This window comes from Candidatus Vondammii sp. HM_W22 (assembly GCF_022530855.2).
GTDB lineage: Bacteria > Pseudomonadota > Gammaproteobacteria > Chromatiales > Chromatiaceae > Vondammii.
The window spans coordinates 19,115-35,120 of the sequence record NZ_CP099567.1 but is presented as its reverse complement, the minus strand read 5'-3'; the positions used below and the strand labels follow the sequence as shown (position 1 = coordinate 35,120).

Genomic DNA, 16,006 nt, shown 5'->3' with positions numbered 1-16,006 from the left:
AAGGAATTTTCTTCTGGCCTCTGCGCCTGACTTTTGGCAATTATCGGCTGGGTATCAGCTAAGTTAAGGCAGTTACTTTTGAGTATCCAATCCTTTATCTTGCTTGAGCGGCCTAAATCTGGCATATCATGTTACATGATTAACCGATTGAAAAATATTTTCCTGATAGGACCTATGGGTGCGGGAAAGACGACGATAGGTCGGCAGGTGGCAAACCATCTCGGCTGGGAGTTTGATGATAGTGATCATGAGATTCAGCGGCGCACCGGGGTGGATATTCCGACGATCTTCGATTTTGAAGGAGAATCGGGTTTTCGCAAAAGAGAGAAAGTGGTTATAGATGAGCTGACCCAGCAGGAAGGGTTGGTTTTGGCAACGGGTGGGGGGGGTATTTTGGATCTGGATAACCGGCGCAATCTCAGCAGCCGAGGGTTCGTTGTCTATCTCTACTGCAGTCCCGAGCAGCAATATGAGCGGACCAGCAGGGACCGCAACCGACCGCTCCTGCAGACCGAGGACCCACTTAAGAAACTTCAGGCGCTGGCCAAAGAAAGAGAGCCGCTCTATCGGCAGACTGCAGACATTGTTGTGACCACGGAAAAACGCGGTGCCTCCGCAGTAACCAGAGAGATAATTCAGCGATACCAGTCGGAGTAGCCTGTTGCTATGCCTGTGTGGCGGAAGGTATGGAGAGTTCACTTCCAAGAGATGCTGCACGTTTGATTGCGGTATTCTTGCGCAGACACTTTTTGAAGTTGGGTTCTCCATGCTTTCTTAATACCTCCTGGAGTGCAGCAGGGCATCCATAGTCGAATCGGCTTCCGTGTGGTTACATATCTAATATCTAAGCAAAACAGAGTGATTTCAGTTGAATGCAGAGATTCGAATACTCAATGTGGATTTGGGCGAACGCTCATATCCTATCTATATCGGTTCCGGACTGATTGGCGATAAGGCGATCTATCAGCGCCATATTCCAGGACGTCAGGTGATGGTTGTCAGCAATGAAACCGTTGCGCCACTCTATCTGAATAAATTATTAGATGGCCTGACAGGTTTTCAAGTCGAGACGGTTGTTCTTCCGGATGGTGAGCAATTTAAAACCCTCGAAGTCTGGCAAACCATTTTTGATGCCTTGTTGACAAAACGATTAAACCGCCAATGCACGATTATTGCGCTGGGAGGCGGTGTTGTCGGAGACATGGCAGGCTTTGCCGCCGCTTGTTATCAGAGAGGCATTCATTTTGTGCAAGTGCCAACAACATTGCTCGCACAAGTGGATTCATCGGTGGGTGGCAAGACAGGGGTCAATCATCCCCTTGGGAAAAATATGATTGGTGCTTTCTATCAGCCTAAGTGCGTTATTGCAGATACGGAAACCCTAGATACCCTGGATGATCGGCAACTTTCGGCAGGTATCGCTGAAATAATCAAATATGGCCTGATCGATGACCCTGATTTGTTTGCCTGGCTGGAGAGCAATATCTCCAGACTGCGGAGCAGAGAACTTGAAGCGCTTTGCTATGCTATTGAGCGCTCCTGCCATGATAAGGCAGAGGTGGTTGCTGCAGATGAATTTGAAGCTGGACATCGTGCCTTGTTAAATCTTGGACACACCTTCGGCCATGCCATTGAGACTGGTGTTGGTTATGGTGAGTGGTTACATGGTGAAGCTGTGGCAACCGGCATGTGTATGGCGGCTGATCTTTCACTGCGCCTCGGCTGGCTTGCTGAAGAAGATGCCAATCGAATAATTGATCTGATTCAAAAGGCAGGGCTACCGGTTTCACCTCCGGCTGCTATGGATACAGAACGCTTTCTCGATCTGATGGCGGTGGATAAAAAAGTGGTGACCGGAAAGATTAGGCTGGTTTTGATGGAAGGCATTGGTAACTCTTTGATCACAGAGGATTTTGATAGCGGAGCGCTAATAGAAACTTTGGCAGAATATGGAAGGAGGTATGTCTGAACAAGAGATGGAGAGCGTCAGTTTAAGGCAGGTTGATAGAGAGGGTTAGGGTTTGCCTCGGTTCTCTATCTACACCAGAACTGCCACCGCGTCTGGATTTGGTTAGGCACATGACGGATAACAGTGACCGCATCTTGCGTATTCGCGCTCCTGGCGGCGCAGAGAAGAGTGGTCGGTTTAATGTATTGATTGATGCAGCATCCAATGCTGCAACCTAATAGATTCTTTTCCCTATTGTTAGATTGTTTGGATGTGTCTGATAACAGCCAGATTTTCGATCATTTGATGGATCATCTTGATGCCTGAAAAGCCAGAGGTGGCTTGCGGTGGCTGCCATTAACAATGCGTATCTTTTGCCGGGGGAGACTCTTGTCGCACTATTCATGCTAAGGGGGAGAGTTTTCATCGGGAAGCGTGGCTGTTGAGTCGCGACCCGGCAGTCTATACGCTGCAATTAATAGGGTTTAGGCTGCCTAGGCATTTATCCAGCGTCACAAGCTTACCAGGGAGGCGGCCTGTTTTAAGGCGGAGAGGCAGGCCCAGGTACTCTGTTGTGCCCGGTGTTTATGTTGATCGGAAAACGGTGGTGAAAGCGGTAGCCGGTTTGCTTGGCGCTGTATGCCGCAATGATGTCTGGCCCAGGCCTTTTGAATCGGTTCAGCAATTATCAAGGGTCGTTAAATTTGTGCGGCAGAGAGCCTTTTATTGCCCTTTTGAAAATAGCGGCACGGCGAGATTGCTGTGTGGTCCCCAAAATGAAATAAATTTCTATTTTATGTGGTTGATAGAGTCAAAAAACTAGCCTGATAGACTGATCTCCATTATCCTGCAGAGTTCTGTTCGGCTGATTTATCCGAGTTTCGGCGAAAATTGGCTATTTCGGGGCGAATAACTAGATACGTATTTTCTGAAATGTGACGTCCGCTGTTTATGTGGGCAAGAGACAGCCTCAGGCTGTTTTCTGCCCCGAAGAAATGAGGTTTACGATGGGCCAAGGGGCTTTGCCAGCGAAGCAGGGATTGTACGATCCCCGTAACGAACATGATGCCTGTGGCGTCGGATTTGTCGCTAATATCAAGGGGCATAAGAGCCATAAGATCGTCGAGCAGGGTTTGGAGATCCTCAATCGATTGACTCACCGTGGTGCCGTGGGTGCGGATCCGCGTGCGGGTGATGGCGCAGGTATTCTGTTGCAGATACCGGATAAATTTTTCCGCGGTGTGGTTGATTTCAAGCTTCCTGAGGCGGGAAAGTATGCTGTCGGATTGCTATTTTTACCGCGTGACTCTGCCGCCAGGGCCGAGGCGCTAGCAATTATTGGCCGTTTCGTTGAAGAGGAAGGGCAGATCGTCCTCGGTTGGCGTGATGTACCGGTGAATAATCAGGGGCTGGGTGATAGTGTGAAGCCTACTGAGCCGGTGATTAGTCAGATATTTGTTGGCAATGGTAACAATCGAACCGATCAGAATGCATTTGAGCGCAAGCTGTTTGTCATTCGTAAACAGATCGAGAATGTGATTCGTGAATCGGCGATGGAGGGGGAGGGTAAAGCCTCTTTCTACTTCACCTCTTTCTCCTCCCGGACTATTACCTACAAAGGGATGTTGTTGTCGGATCAGGTGGGGGAGTATTTTCCCGATCTGTGTGATAAGCGTGTCACCTCCGCTTTGGCGCTGGTGCATCAGCGCTTCTCCACCAATACCTTTCCCACTTGGGATCTAGCTCATCCGTTCCGCATGATCGCGCATAATGGCGAGATCAATACCATGCGTGGCAATGTCAACTGGATGGCCGCCCGTAAGCAGTCCATGGCATCTGAGGTTCTCGATGCGGATCTGGAGAAAGTCTGGCCACTGATACCGGAAGGCCAATCTGATTCAGCCTGCTTTGATAATGCACTCGAGCTCCTGGTTCAGGGCGGCTACTCATTGGCTCACGCCATGATGATGCTTATTCCTGAAGCCTGGTCTGGTAATCCATTGATGGATGAGAAGCGTTGTGCTTTCTATGAGTATCACGCGGCTTTGATGGAGCCCTGGGATGGCCCTGCTGCCGTCGCATTTACCGATGGCCGTCAGATTGGCGCTACCCTGGATCGCAACGGCCTGCGCCCCGCCCGTTACCTGATCACCGATGATGGTCTGGTGGTGATGGCGTCGGAGATGGGGGTGCTGGACATACCGGAAGAGAAGATCGTCAAGAAATGGCGGCTGCAACCGGGCAAGATGTTTCTGATCGATATGGAAGAGGGCCGTATTATCGATGATGCGGAGATCAAAGAGCGGCTTGCCTCATCCTACGACTATCAGCAGTGGCTGGACAAAACCCAGATACGCCTTGATCAGTTGCCCGAGGTGGTCAGCTCGATGTCGCCGGATGCAGACACCCTGCTAGATGCACAGCAGGCTTTCGGTTATTCTCAGGAAGACCTGAAGTTCCTGCTCACACCCATGGTTCTCACGGGTCAGGAGGCGACCGGCTCCATGGGAGCGGATAACCCGCCTGCGGTACTTTCAAGCCGTGCCAGGCATCTTTCCAACTACTTCAAGCAGAATTTTGCCCAGGTAACGAATCCGCCCATCGATCCGATACGCGAAGAGATTGTGATGTCTCTGGTCTCTTTCATCGGCCCGCGCCCTAACCTGCTGGGTCTTGGTCAGGATGAACTGGCGATGCGGCTCGAGGTCTGCCAGCCGATATTGACCAATACCGATCTGGAGCGTATTCGCAATATCGAAGATCAGACGAATGGGGCATTCAAGACCCGTACGCTCAGTATCTGCTTCTTGGCAGAGCGGGGCGCTGCAGGCATGGGCGCAGCACTTGAAGCACTTTGCGCGGCAGCCGAGAGGGCGGTATTGGAGGGCTTCAATATTCTGACACTCTCTGACCGCAGGATGGATGCCGACAATATTGCGATCCCCGCGCTGTTGGCCACTTCTGCTGTTCACCACCATCTGATCCGCAAGGGGTTGCGGACTGAATCAGGTCTGGTAGTAGAAACTGGCGCAGCACTTGAAATCCACCATTTTGCAACGCTAGCCGGCTACGGTGCAGAGGCGATCAATCCTTACCTGGCATTCGATACCATCCAGGCGATGCTGCCCAGATTGCCTGAAGAGCTCAGCTTTGATGCGGCCCAGAAACGCTATATCAAGGCCCTGGGCAAGGGCCTGAAGAAGGTGATGTCGAAGATGGGAATCTCCACTTATCACTCTTACTGTGGCGCGCAGATTTTCGACATTGTCGGGCTGACTTCAGCCTTTGTGGAGAAATACTTCACGGGCACCGCCACCACGGTAGAAGGGGCCGGACTTGACGGTATTGCGGAGGAAGCGGTGCTCTGGCATGCCAATGCCTATGGCAATAACCCGATCTATAACAAGCACCTTGATGTGGGTGGCGATTACGCATACCGGCTGCGGGGCGAAGATCATGTCTGGACTCCGGATACCATTGCCAAGCTGCAACATGCGACACGTGCCAATGACTCGAGCACCTATGAACAGTTTTCCCGGGAGATCAACGAGCAGGAGGAGAGGCTGCTGACTTTCCGTGGCCTGTTCGATTTCAAGATGGCCGATCAGCCGGTGCCACTGGATGAGGTGGAGCCTGCCAAGGAGATTGTGAAGCGGTTTGCAACAGGTGCCATGTCTTTCGGCTCGATCTCATATGAAGCTCACTCGACGATGGCGATTGCCATGAATCGGCTGGGCGGCAAGTCGAATACCGGTGAAGGGGGTGAAGAGCCGGAGCGATTTAAACCGCTTGCAGACGGCAGCCGCAATCCGGAACGGTCGGCTATCAAACAAGTGGCGTCCGGACGCTTCGGCGTGACCACGGAATACCTAGTAAACTCGGACGATATTCAGATTAAAATGGCCCAGGGTGCCAAGCCAGGTGAAGGCGGTCAGTTGCCAGGTCACAAAGTGAACGCCCAGATTGCACGGGTGCGCCACTCTACGCCGGGTGTGAGTCTGATTTCACCACCGCCTCATCATGATATCTACTCGATCGAGGATCTGGCCCAACTGATTCACGACCTGAAAAACGTGCAGCCTAAATCACGCATTTCGGTCAAGTTGGTATCGGAAGTGGGCGTGGGCACAGTGGCGGCAGGTGTCTCCAAGGCGCATGCCGATCATGTGACTATCTCGGGGTACGATGGTGGTACCGGCGCCAGCCCGCTTACATCACTGAAGCACGCCGGTTCCTCATGGGAGATAGGGCTGGCAGAAACTCATCAGACACTGGTGCTGAATAAGCTGCGCGGCCGAATTGCGGTTCAGGTGGATGGTGGTTTGCGCACTGGGCGCGACGTGATTGTGGGCGCTCTGCTGGGTGCTGACGAATTTGGCTTTGCCACAGCGCCATTGATTGTCGAAGGTTGCATCATGATGCGCAAATGCCATCTTAATACCTGCCCGGTTGGTGTGGCCACCCAGGACCCGGAGTTACGCAAACGCTTTACCGGTAAGCCGGAGCATGTGATCAACTACTTCTTCTTTGTTGCGGAGGAGGTTCGCCAATTGATGGCGAAACTGGGTTTCCGTAATTTTGATGAAATGATTGGCCAGATGGATCGCCTGGATATGCGTAAGGCGGTCAATCATTGGAAGGCCCAGGGGCTTGATTTCTCTCGCATACTGACCAAACCGGTAGCCGAAGAAGGCGTCTCCATCTATAACGCCGGGGCTCAAGACCATGGCCTGGACAAAGCCATCGACCACCAGTTGATCGAACAAGCCAAACCGGCGATCGATAATGGGGAAGCGGTGAATATCGATATCGATATTCACAACTATAACCGTACCTTCGGTACCATGCTTTCCGGGCGTCTGGTTGAGAAATACGGCCATGCCGGACTGCCGGATGACACCATTCACATCAAAGTGAAAGGCACTGCTGGACAATCTTTTGGTGCCTGGACGGCCAACGGGATCACCCTCGAACTGGCGGGTGAAGGTAACGACTACGCCGGCAAAGGGCTCTCGGGCGGCCGACTGGTAATATACCCACCGGAAGAGACGGGCATCGCCAAGGCCGAGGATAACATCATTGTCGGTAACACCGTGCTCTATGGTGCCATCAGTGGTGAATGCTATTTCCGTGGCGTTGCCGGTGAGCGTTTCTGTGTGCGCAACTCAGGTGCTAGTGCAGTGGTCGAGGGTGTTGGTGATCACGGCTGTGAATATATGACCGGTGGCATCATGGTCTGTCTCGGCACCACCGGGCGCAATTTTGCCGCTGGTATGTCCGGCGGTATCGCCTATGTATTGGATGAGGAAGGCGGTTTTGCCCAACGCTGTAATCTCTCGATGGTGAGTTTGGAGCCTATTCAGGAAGAGGACGATGTGCTGGAAGCGCTGGACCATCAGGGCGGTGATCTGGAGACCAAGGGCCGGGTGGATGTCAGCCATGATATGACCCGGTTTGACGCCATTCGTCTGAAACAGCTGATTGAAAACCATCTGCACTACACCAACAGTGAGGTGGCTTGGAAGATACTCGACAACTGGAGCAAATATCTGCCAAAATTTGTCAAGGTTATGCCTGTCGACTACCACCGTGCTTTGAAAGAGCTTCAGGCGGAACAGAAGCCTGCGGGCAGTGAAGCAGCAGTCAAGGGGATAATTGATTATGGGTAAGCCAACAGGTTTCATGGAGTATCCGCGTCAGGACCGCAGTTATGCTCCAGTGGCTGATCGCATAACTCACTTTCATGAGTTTGCCATCGATCTGGCAGATGAGGAGTTGGGTCTGCAGGGTGCCCGTTGTATGGATTGCGGCATCCCTTTTTGCCATAGTGGCTGCCCGGTGGACAATCTGATACCGGATTGGAATGACATGGTTTACCGTGGTGAGTGGCGGGAAGCGGTAGATATGCTGCACTCCACTAATAATTTCCCAGAGTTCACCGGCCGTATCTGCCCGGCTCCCTGTCAGGAGGCATGTACGCTTAATCTGCTCAATGAACCTGTGACCATCAAGACGATTGAACTCTCCATCGTTGAAAAGGCATGGGATGAGGGGTGGGTACAGCCTCAGGTGGCCAAACATAAAAGCGGGAAGCGTGTCGCAGTTGTCGGCTCTGGTCCTGCAGGCTTAGCTTGCGCGCAACAACTGGCCCGTGCCGGTCATGGGGTTGCAGTTTTTGAGCGTCAAAATCGTGTTGGCGGCCTGCTTAGATATGGCATTCCCGATTTTAAACTGGACAAAAAAGTGATCGATCGGCGTATGGCCCAGATGCAGGCAGAAGGCGTTCGATTCCGGGTCAATGCCCATGTTGGCGTGGATATCCCAGCAAAAACACTGATTGATGAGTATGACGCAGTGGTATTGGCAGGAGGATCTGAGAAGTCCCGCGATCTGCCGATACCTGGCCGTGAACTCAACAGTGTCCATTTTGCCATGGAGTTTTTGCGTGCCAATAGCCACCGGGTACAGGGCGACCATGTTCCTTCGGATCAGTTTATCTCCGCAACCGATAAGCATGTGGTGGTGATCGGTGGTGGTGATACAGGATCTGATTGCATAGGTACCTCCAGCCGTCATGGCGCGGCATCAATTACCCAGTTGGAGATCATGCCCCAGCCGCCGGAAAAAGAGGAGAAAGGGACAGTCTGGCCTTATTGGCCAAACAAAATGCGCACCTCCACCTCCCAGGAAGAGGGGTGTGAGCGGATGTGGTGTGTGGCAACTAAAGAGTTCATTGATGATGGTAATGGTAGTATCAAAGCTATTAGCTGCATCAAAGTCGAATGGAACAAGGACCAGGGCGGCAATTGGCAGATGTCCGAGATTGAGGGCTCTGGGTTTGAACTCAAGGCTGATCTGGTGACGCTGGCAATGGGTTTCGTCCATCCTGTTCACGAGGGCATGCTGGAAGAGCTGGGTGTGGAATTTGACGATCGTGGTAATGTCAAAAGCGCCACCGAAGGAAAAAATGCCTACAAAACCTCTAACTATGGGATCTTCACAGCCGGCGATATGCGGCGTGGTCAGTCCCTAGTGGTCTGGGCCATTCGTGAGGGTCGCCAATGCGCCAGGGCAGTAGATGAGTATCTGATGGTAAACTCTGAACTCCCTCGCTAACACTATTGCTAAACCGAAAAGGAAAAGATTTGTGTCCAGCCTGAAGAATGATCGTCTATTGCGCGCCCTGCTCCGCGAGCCGGTGGATATGACCCCGGTCTGGATGATGCGCCAGGCTGGACGCTATCTGCCGGAATACCGGGCAACTCGGGCCAAAGCGGGTAGTTTCATGGATCTCTGCAAAAATCCGGAGCTGGCCTGTGAGGTGACGATTCAGCCCCTGGAGCGCTTCCCACTGGATGGTGCTATTCTGTTCTCAGATATTTTGACCATTCCGGATGCCATGGGTTTGGGGCTCTACTTTACTGAAGGTGAAGGTCCAAAATTTGAGCGTCCGATCAGAGATGCGGCAGCAGTCAAGGCCATTGGTATTCCCGATCCTGAACAGGAGCTTGGCTATGTCATGGATGCCGTCCGGACTATTCGCCGGGAGCTGGATGGCCGCGTACCTCTGATTGGATTCTCAGGCAGTCCCTGGACATTGGCGACCTACATGGTCGAGGACGGCAGCACCAAGAACTTTGCTCGGGTCAAGGGGATGATCTTCGAGCAGCCGGAGGTGATGCATGAATTGCTGGGTAAGGTGGCGGAATCCGTTATCTCCTATCTCAATGCTCAGATCGCTGCCGGCGCCCAGGCGGCGATGATCTTCGACACCTGGGGCGGTGTGCTCAGTCCCAGAGAGTACAAGCTTTTCTCACTGGCCTATATGCAGCGCATTATCAACGGTTTGGTACGGGAGAATGAAGGGCGGAAAGTTCCCGTGATCCTGTTTACCAAAGGTGGCGGTCAGTGGCTTGACCGGATGGCTGAAACCGGCTGTGATGCTTTGGGCGTCGATTGGACTACCGATTTGGCGGATGCTCGGATCAGAGTTCAGGGCAAGGTGGCACTGCAAGGTAATCTGGATCCCTGTGTTCTCTATTCATCACCTGAACGTATACGCGACGAGGTGGGCAGAGTGCTTGCCAGTTATGGTGACGGCCCGGGGCATGTATTCAATCTGGGGCATGGTATTCACCTCGATGTTGATCCTGATCGCGCCGCTGTGCTGGTGGATGCCGTGCATGAGCAGAGTGTGACATATCACAAGTCGGCCTAAAGAGCGATTACTGAAATCGTTAATATTGATTGTATGAGCATCGTAAGTTCTCAAAGGCCTGTGCGGCATCGCCTACCTGCTTTGTAAGTCTGCACGGTACATTGAGAATTTACTGACTACCACAGGCTAAAAGTCAGTAGTGCGGTGGTGCCTCGTCTGTAGTTTCCGGCGCATCTGGAGGTGTCAGTGCCTGGATCTGCTGACGCAACTCCAAGAAACCTCGCTGCAGCACATCGATGATATTTTGTTGATGGACCATGGTGAGGTTCAGTTGCTGAATAGCATCTTCCTGAAAGGCCACACGGGTTTGTAGATCAATAAGTTCTTTTTCCAAAATTCGATCCTGTCTGTATTGTTCGGTATATTTTATAGCTGCTTAATGATTCCGTGCAGATGTTTGCATAAAGGGCATAGAGAGTTCACTCCGCCCATTTATCCCGATTTCCGGTCAAGACTTGTGCTCTCCAGACAGGTAAGCCTTGGACTGCATCTCCCTTAATCTACTCGATGCTCGCTGGAAATCAAATGCCAATCGCTCCCCCTGGTAAAGGGATTCCGGTGGCTCGGCTGCGCTGATGATCAGTTTTACCCCCCGATCATAGAATTCGTCAACCAGATAGAGAAAACGGCGAGTTGCATCATCCATCGAGGGACCCAATACCGGGATATCGGATATCAGCACAGTGTGGAAACAACGCGACAATTCAAGGTAGTCAGCCTGGCTGCGGGGTGGGCCGCAGAGGGCAATGAAGTCGAACCAGATAACATCATCAGCTAGGTGTTTCACAGGGATATCGCGGCCAAATACGTGGATGGATTCCACCGTATGCTCCTGTTTTTGTGCAAGCTGACTGAACTCTTCCAGTAGCTTCAAATCCACTTCAGGACTCAAGGGTGTGTGATAAACCGTCGCTTGTTCCAGATAGCGCAGCCGGTAGTCGGTGCCGGCATCGAGTTTCAGAATCCGGGTATGCTGTTTCAACAGTTCGATAGCCGGTAGAAAGCTGGCCCGCTGCAGCCCATCTTTATACAGCTCCTGGGGCTGAGTATTGGAGCTGGTTACCAGGATGATACCATGGCTGAAAATAGCTTTTAGCAGCCGGGTAATGATCATTGCATCGCCGATATCCGTGACAATGAACTCATCCAGGCAGAGGACCCTGGTTCTTTCTGCCAGATTTTCTGCCACCTTATCCAGAGGCTCCTTCTCTCCACTGAGGGAGGTAAGCTCCTGATGAATCTCTCTCATGAATTGGTGGAAGTGGATGCGGAGTTTCTCTTCAAAAGGGAGCAGGTTGTAGAAGATGTCTGCCAGCCAGCTTTTGCCCCTGCCAACGCCACCCCAGATGTAGAGCCCTTTTTCAGGCGTGGCATACACCCTGTTTCTACGGAAAAGGTTGGGAAGGACCCCGTTTTTTCTGTTTGCAGGCGGCGGGCGCTGAAGCAGACTGTTGTAGAGTGTCTGAAGGGCTGCAATGGCAGCAGCCTGGGATGGATCTGCCGTTATCTCATTGAGTTGGAGTTGTTCCCGATAGTATTGCGCAGGTGTCATTCGTATACCGTCAATATAACCCCGGTTGGGCAAGCTGAATTAGGGCTGAAACGCCTCGCTTCCGGGTCAGTCGTTGTCTTGGGGTGGGAAGCGATCATTGAGATTGGCCGGGCAAAGCACAGTTCTCATGGTGCTGATGAGAGTCAGCAGTTGGCCGTTGCGAATCCGGTAATAAATTCGGTTGGCCTCTTTTCTGGAGACAACGATATTTTTGTTCCGTAGCTGTTCAAGGTGCTGTGAGATATTGCTCTGGGATGTGCCGGTGCGCTCAACGATCTCTCCCACAGAGAGCTCGGAATCTCCGAGCGAGCAAAGAATCTTCCATCGCAGTGGATGGGCCATCGCCTTGAGAGCATTGGCTGTCAGAACGGTGTTTTCGTTTTCGTCATTCTGTTGTGTGGTGTCGTTCACTGTTAACTCCTGCCTCTGCTCAGGATGCACCCTGCTACGGCAAAATCCAGTTGCTGGTTAAAAAAATGTGCGGTAGGACGTATTACCATACCTTCTTATAAATAGTTCCAGTAAAAGCAAAAAAATCTACTTTTGTCTGATATAGCCGGTCATATTTTTGGCAATACAGATTATATTGGTGATGCTTCCCATCTCATTTGTCACTGCGGTGCGTGAAAAGAGAATCGGTACCTTTTGACCGCTGCTGGCGATAAAGCGCGCCTCTATCTTGTTCAGGGCGCCGGTCCTGATCAGTGCTTCCAGCCAAGTTCCCATGAAGGCGCCTGCCTGATCGTCCTCTTCCTCTTCGAATATATCACCAATAGCCATGCCAATGAGCTCTTTCTCGGCATAATTCAGCATTTGGCAACAGGCCGGGTTCACCTCTGTAATTATCCCATCCGGGTTGAGTAACAACAGTGCTTCACCCATATAGTGGATGATATTTTCCAGATGCTGCCTGGCCCGGGCCAGTTCGGCGGTGCGCTCGGCCACCTTCTGTTCCAGTACCAAATTCATTTTCCGCTCTTTCTCGATCAGGCGGAAATAGGTGCTGATTTTGTTGATTAGCTGGTTGTCATCGATCGGCTTGAGCAGATAATCCACCGCCCCGACTTCATAGCCCTTCTGCTGAAATTCTTCTGTTTTGAAGGCGGCAGTGAGGAAGATGGTTGGGATATCACGTGTTCGCTTTCTGATTTTCAGCATAGATGCCGTTTGGAAGCCATCCATCTCCGGCATCTGGACATCCAGGATGATCAGGTCAATCCCCGGTTCGCCCAAGGCGATGTCCAGTGCCTGCTGCCCGGAAATCGCCTCCAGGATGGCGATATCCATATGCTGTTGCAGCAGGGTTCTCAGGGTGAAGAGATTGTGCTCGTGGTCATCCACGATTAGAAGCTTGAAGCCGGTGTAGCGATTCATACGGTTCTGCTTTTATCCATCTTCTGTCAGGTGCCTGGTTAGCAACGTGTGCAGTGCATCCGGATTGACCGGTTTAATGATGAAATCGTCGGTTCCTGCTTTCAGACAGGCAGCGTGTGCTTTTGCATCCGCTTCGGCAATCAGGGCGACAACGGGCAATTGCTGATGTTGTTCCTGCGCTTTGATCCGCTTGATCGTATCACAGCCATTGGTACTGGGCGCCATGATGTCAATCAAGACCAGAGCGAATAAGCCATCCTCATCAAGTACTTCCAGTGTTTCGTTACCATCTTCAGCTGCCGTTACACTCAGTCCCCAGCCTTCCAGCAGTGGGGTAATGGCCAGCAAATTCTGGACATTATCGTCCACCACCAGAATTTGGTGTTCTCCCAGATTCGCCTTGGGTGACTCCGCCTGTTTGCGGGATGAGTCGGGTTTCCCCGGAATTTCCTGAATATCTTCTTGTTCCAGCTGATCACGGTTGAACTCCAAGGGAAGCAATAACGAGAAGGTACTGCCCTCACTTTCATGGCTCTGGAGTTCAATTTCGCCTCCCAGCATCTGGGCCAGTTGACGGCTGATGCTGAGCCCGAGACCGGTTCCCCCGTAGCACCGGTTGGTGGATCCGTCGGCCTGCTTGAAGGCCTCGAAAACTTGCTCATGCTTATCTGCCGGTATGCCGATGCCGCTATCCTCCACGCTGATACACAGTTCGCAGCCACAGGAAGGTGTTTTTTCGATGGCTTCCAGGCGGATAATGACCTTTCCGGTGCGGGTGAATTTAACCGAATTGGAGAGGAAGTTTTTCAGGATTTGGCGAACTTTGTCCGAATCGGATATCACCCGTTTTGGTGCATCGGCCTCTATATCAAGGATGAGGTCGATGCCTTTGGTGTCAAATTGTGGCTGCACCAGTTCCACCAGGCTTTTCAGCAGGGTGGTGAGTTCTATACTTTCCAGATTGAAGACGGTGCGGCGTGCCTCGATTCGGGAAAGATCCAGGATATTGTCAATGAGCGCCTGCAGGTCAGATCCTGCCTCATGGATGACGCTTGCCTGTTTCTGCTGGTCCAGGGGGAGTCCGCTGTTTTTATCGCTCAGTAGTTTCGATAACAGCAGGATCGAGTTCAGGGGTGTGCGCAGCTCATGGCTCACATTGGCCAGAAATTGCGACTTATAGCGATTGGATTCTTCCAGCTCTTTTGCGTGGGCGCGCAAGTTGCGAGTATTGCGGCCGTGTTCTGCCGCCAGCCGGGAGAGACTATCCCCTAGGTTTTTTACCTCTTTCGGGCCTTTCCAGTGAAGCTCGAACCCCTCTTCATTCTTCAGCACATGCTGAATACCTTCAGTGAGTTCCTGGCTCATTCTTGCTGCACGCTTAGCCAGCCAGTGTGAAGCAAACCAAGTGACGACGGTGAGAATAAAAATAATACTGAGCACGCGTAGAGTAAGGGCGTTTCGAAACTCGACAATGGGTGAAGGGTCTACGGGGCGTCCCACCCAGAGTGCGCCAGAGTGCTCTGTGAGAAACATGGGTACCCACATGATCTGCTGCCCATCACGCTCCCAAAGTGCCGGCTTGCCGGTGGCAAAGATCGGCTCAAGTTCGGGGTATCGCTCAAAGGCGCTGCCGGAGGGGGCTGCCGGGTCAGGGTGTTTCAGAAAATTGCCACTATTGTGAACCCAAAGTGTGTTGTGGTAATAGCGTGCCATGCCACCCACATCAATGCTTATCATAACGGCACCGATGGCGGGTGTATTGTTGCTGTGGCTGATCGGGCTGATTAGCCGCAGGGTCATGAAGCGCCGTGGGTCTTCGGCGCCAGCTTCGGGGTCCAGGCTGATGGAGCTGATAACGACTTGGCCATAATCAACTTTCATGGCGGCTTTGAAAAACTCATCTGAAGGCACCGCTGGGCGCCGGGTCGTGGGTTGCCACTCTTGGGTTGATTTGTCCCGGTCCAGCCAGAAACGCTCATGGCCGACGTTGTCGAAAAAAACAATCTGCACTATATCCAGTTGGTCTTTGAGAATTTGGTTCATCCATTGGATGTACCTAGCTCTTGCCAAATCAAGTTTTTCATCAATACCTTGTTGGGCTGCGTCGAGAGCCATGCCTGGTTCCGGCAGCTTGGCCAGCAGGCGGACCATTTCGTTACGGCTGGCCAGATGCTGGTCGAGGTCACGAAAGTCTGCCTGCAGGTTCTGCAAATGGGCTTCGTGGTAGAAGCGTTCCATCCGCTCCAGTACCAACGGCAGGTTGATCACTACTGCCAAAAGCAAGGGTGTGAGTGCGAACAGAAAAAAGAACAGTAATATTTGAGTGCGGAGCTTCACTATAGGTAGGTAGATGAGTTTTTATTATCAACACCTTATATCAACATGGGGTCGCTTCTCAATAAGACTGTGCACTGGAGGGTGTGGCGATTGCCTAAAGAGCTTTAACCAGTTCAAGCACCTCTGCGGCATGTCCCTTGGGCTTTATGTCATAGAGTGCATGGCGGATAATGCCTTGTCTGTCGATGATGAACGTGGATCTGAGCATTCCTATGCGCCTTTCACCATGGGCCTCTTTTCCCGCCATACATCATAGATTCACTGAGCACGCCATCGATATCGGCCAGCAGGAGAATAGTGAGGCCATGTTTGTCGCGGAAATCTCCATGGCAGAGACAATTGTCTCTGCTGATGCCGAAGATTCCAGTATTGAGCGCCTGAAACTCATCCAGGAGATCTGAGAAGTCAATCGCTTCCATGGTGCAGCCGGGGTATCTTTTGGATAAAAGTAGAGAACCATATTGTTTTTGCCGACGAAATTCGCAGACAGGGTCATCTCCAGGTCAGCGCTTGGCAGCTCGAAATCCGGGGCTCGATCACCGGGTTTAAGCATGTGTAACTCTTTTGGATGGATTCT

At 52.0% G+C, this 16,006-nt stretch carries 10 protein-coding genes and 1 pseudogene; 5 read left to right on the top strand and 6 right to left on the bottom strand.

Annotated elements, in window-relative coordinates:
• The first annotated feature begins 135 nt into the window (after positions 1–135).
• The 5 genes from aroK (at position 136) to hemE (ending at position 10,166) form a co-directional block, all read left to right on the top strand.
• Positions 136–657, top strand: coding sequence for a shikimate kinase AroK (aroK, locus tag MN084_RS00140; protein WP_241085358.1), 522 nt, complete (start codon positions 136–138; stop codon positions 655–657).
• Positions 658–868: 211 nt separating this feature from the next.
• Complete coding sequence (aroB, locus tag MN084_RS00135; RefSeq protein ID WP_277400096.1) at positions 869–1,969, top strand: 3-dehydroquinate synthase; 1,101 nt, start codon at positions 869–871, stop codon at positions 1,967–1,969.
• 986 nt (positions 1,970–2,955) lie between these two features.
• Positions 2,956–7,617 (top strand): glutamate synthase large subunit, encoded by a 4,662-nt coding sequence (gltB, locus tag MN084_RS00130; RefSeq protein ID WP_241085359.1) that lies wholly within the window; start codon positions 2,956–2,958, stop codon positions 7,615–7,617.
• Positions 7,610–9,064, top strand: coding sequence for a glutamate synthase subunit beta (locus MN084_RS00125; RefSeq protein WP_241085360.1), 1,455 nt, complete (start codon positions 7,610–7,612; stop codon positions 9,062–9,064). The genes gltB and MN084_RS00125 overlap by 8 nt, the downstream gene beginning before the upstream one ends.
• A gap of 31 nt (positions 9,065–9,095) precedes the next feature.
• Positions 9,096–10,166: a uroporphyrinogen decarboxylase gene (gene hemE / locus MN084_RS00120; protein WP_241085361.1), complete on the top strand. Its 1,071-nt coding sequence runs from the start codon at positions 9,096–9,098 to the stop codon at positions 10,164–10,166.
• A 133-nt stretch (positions 10,167–10,299) separates the two neighbouring features.
• On the opposite strand, the gene MN084_RS00115 is transcribed toward hemE, so the two are convergent.
• The 6 genes and pseudogenes from MN084_RS00115 to MN084_RS18990 form a co-directional block, all read right to left on the bottom strand.
• Positions 10,300–10,500 (bottom strand): SlyX family protein, encoded by a 201-nt coding sequence (locus tag MN084_RS00115; RefSeq protein WP_241085362.1) that lies wholly within the window; start codon positions 10,498–10,500, stop codon positions 10,300–10,302.
• Positions 10,501–10,614: 114 nt separating this feature from the next.
• On the bottom strand, positions 10,615–11,718 hold the full coding sequence (gene zapE, locus MN084_RS00110) for a cell division protein ZapE (RefSeq protein ID WP_241085363.1): 1,104 nt from the start codon (positions 11,716–11,718) through the stop codon (positions 10,615–10,617).
• A gap of 66 nt (positions 11,719–11,784) precedes the next feature.
• A complete protein-coding gene (locus MN084_RS00105) occupies positions 11,785–12,129 on the bottom strand; it encodes an ArsR/SmtB family transcription factor (protein ID WP_241085364.1) in 345 nt (114 codons plus the stop codon).
• A 126-nt stretch (positions 12,130–12,255) separates the two neighbouring features.
• Positions 12,256–13,092, bottom strand: a complete 837-nt coding sequence (locus MN084_RS00100; protein WP_241085365.1) for a response regulator — start codon at positions 13,090–13,092, stop codon at positions 12,256–12,258.
• A gap of 12 nt (positions 13,093–13,104) precedes the next feature.
• Entirely contained in the window at positions 13,105–15,375 is a 2,271-nt protein-coding gene (locus MN084_RS00095) for an ATP-binding protein (protein ID WP_241085366.1), read from the bottom strand.
• Between the two features lie 148 nt (positions 15,376–15,523).
• A pseudogene (locus tag MN084_RS18990) lies at positions 15,524–15,982 on the bottom strand (peroxiredoxin).
• Positions 15,983–16,006 lie beyond the last annotated feature (24 nt).

Bases quoted from the DNA above. Each gene is read 5' to 3' on its own strand.
- aroK (WP_241085358.1), top strand. From the start codon at position 136: ATGATTAACCGATTGAAAAATATTTTCCTGATAGGACCTATGGGTGCG.
- gltB (WP_241085359.1), top strand. From the start codon at position 2,956: ATGGGCCAAGGGGCTTTGCCAGCGAAGCAGGGATTGTACGATCCCCGT.
- MN084_RS00125 (WP_241085360.1), top strand. From the start codon at position 7,610: ATGGGTAAGCCAACAGGTTTCATGGAGTATCCGCGTCAGGACCGCAGT.
- zapE (WP_241085363.1), bottom strand. From the start codon at position 11,718: ATGACACCTGCGCAATACTATCGGGAACAACTCCAACTCAATGAGATA.
- MN084_RS00100 (WP_241085365.1), bottom strand. From the start codon at position 13,092: ATGAATCGCTACACCGGCTTCAAGCTTCTAATCGTGGATGACCACGAG.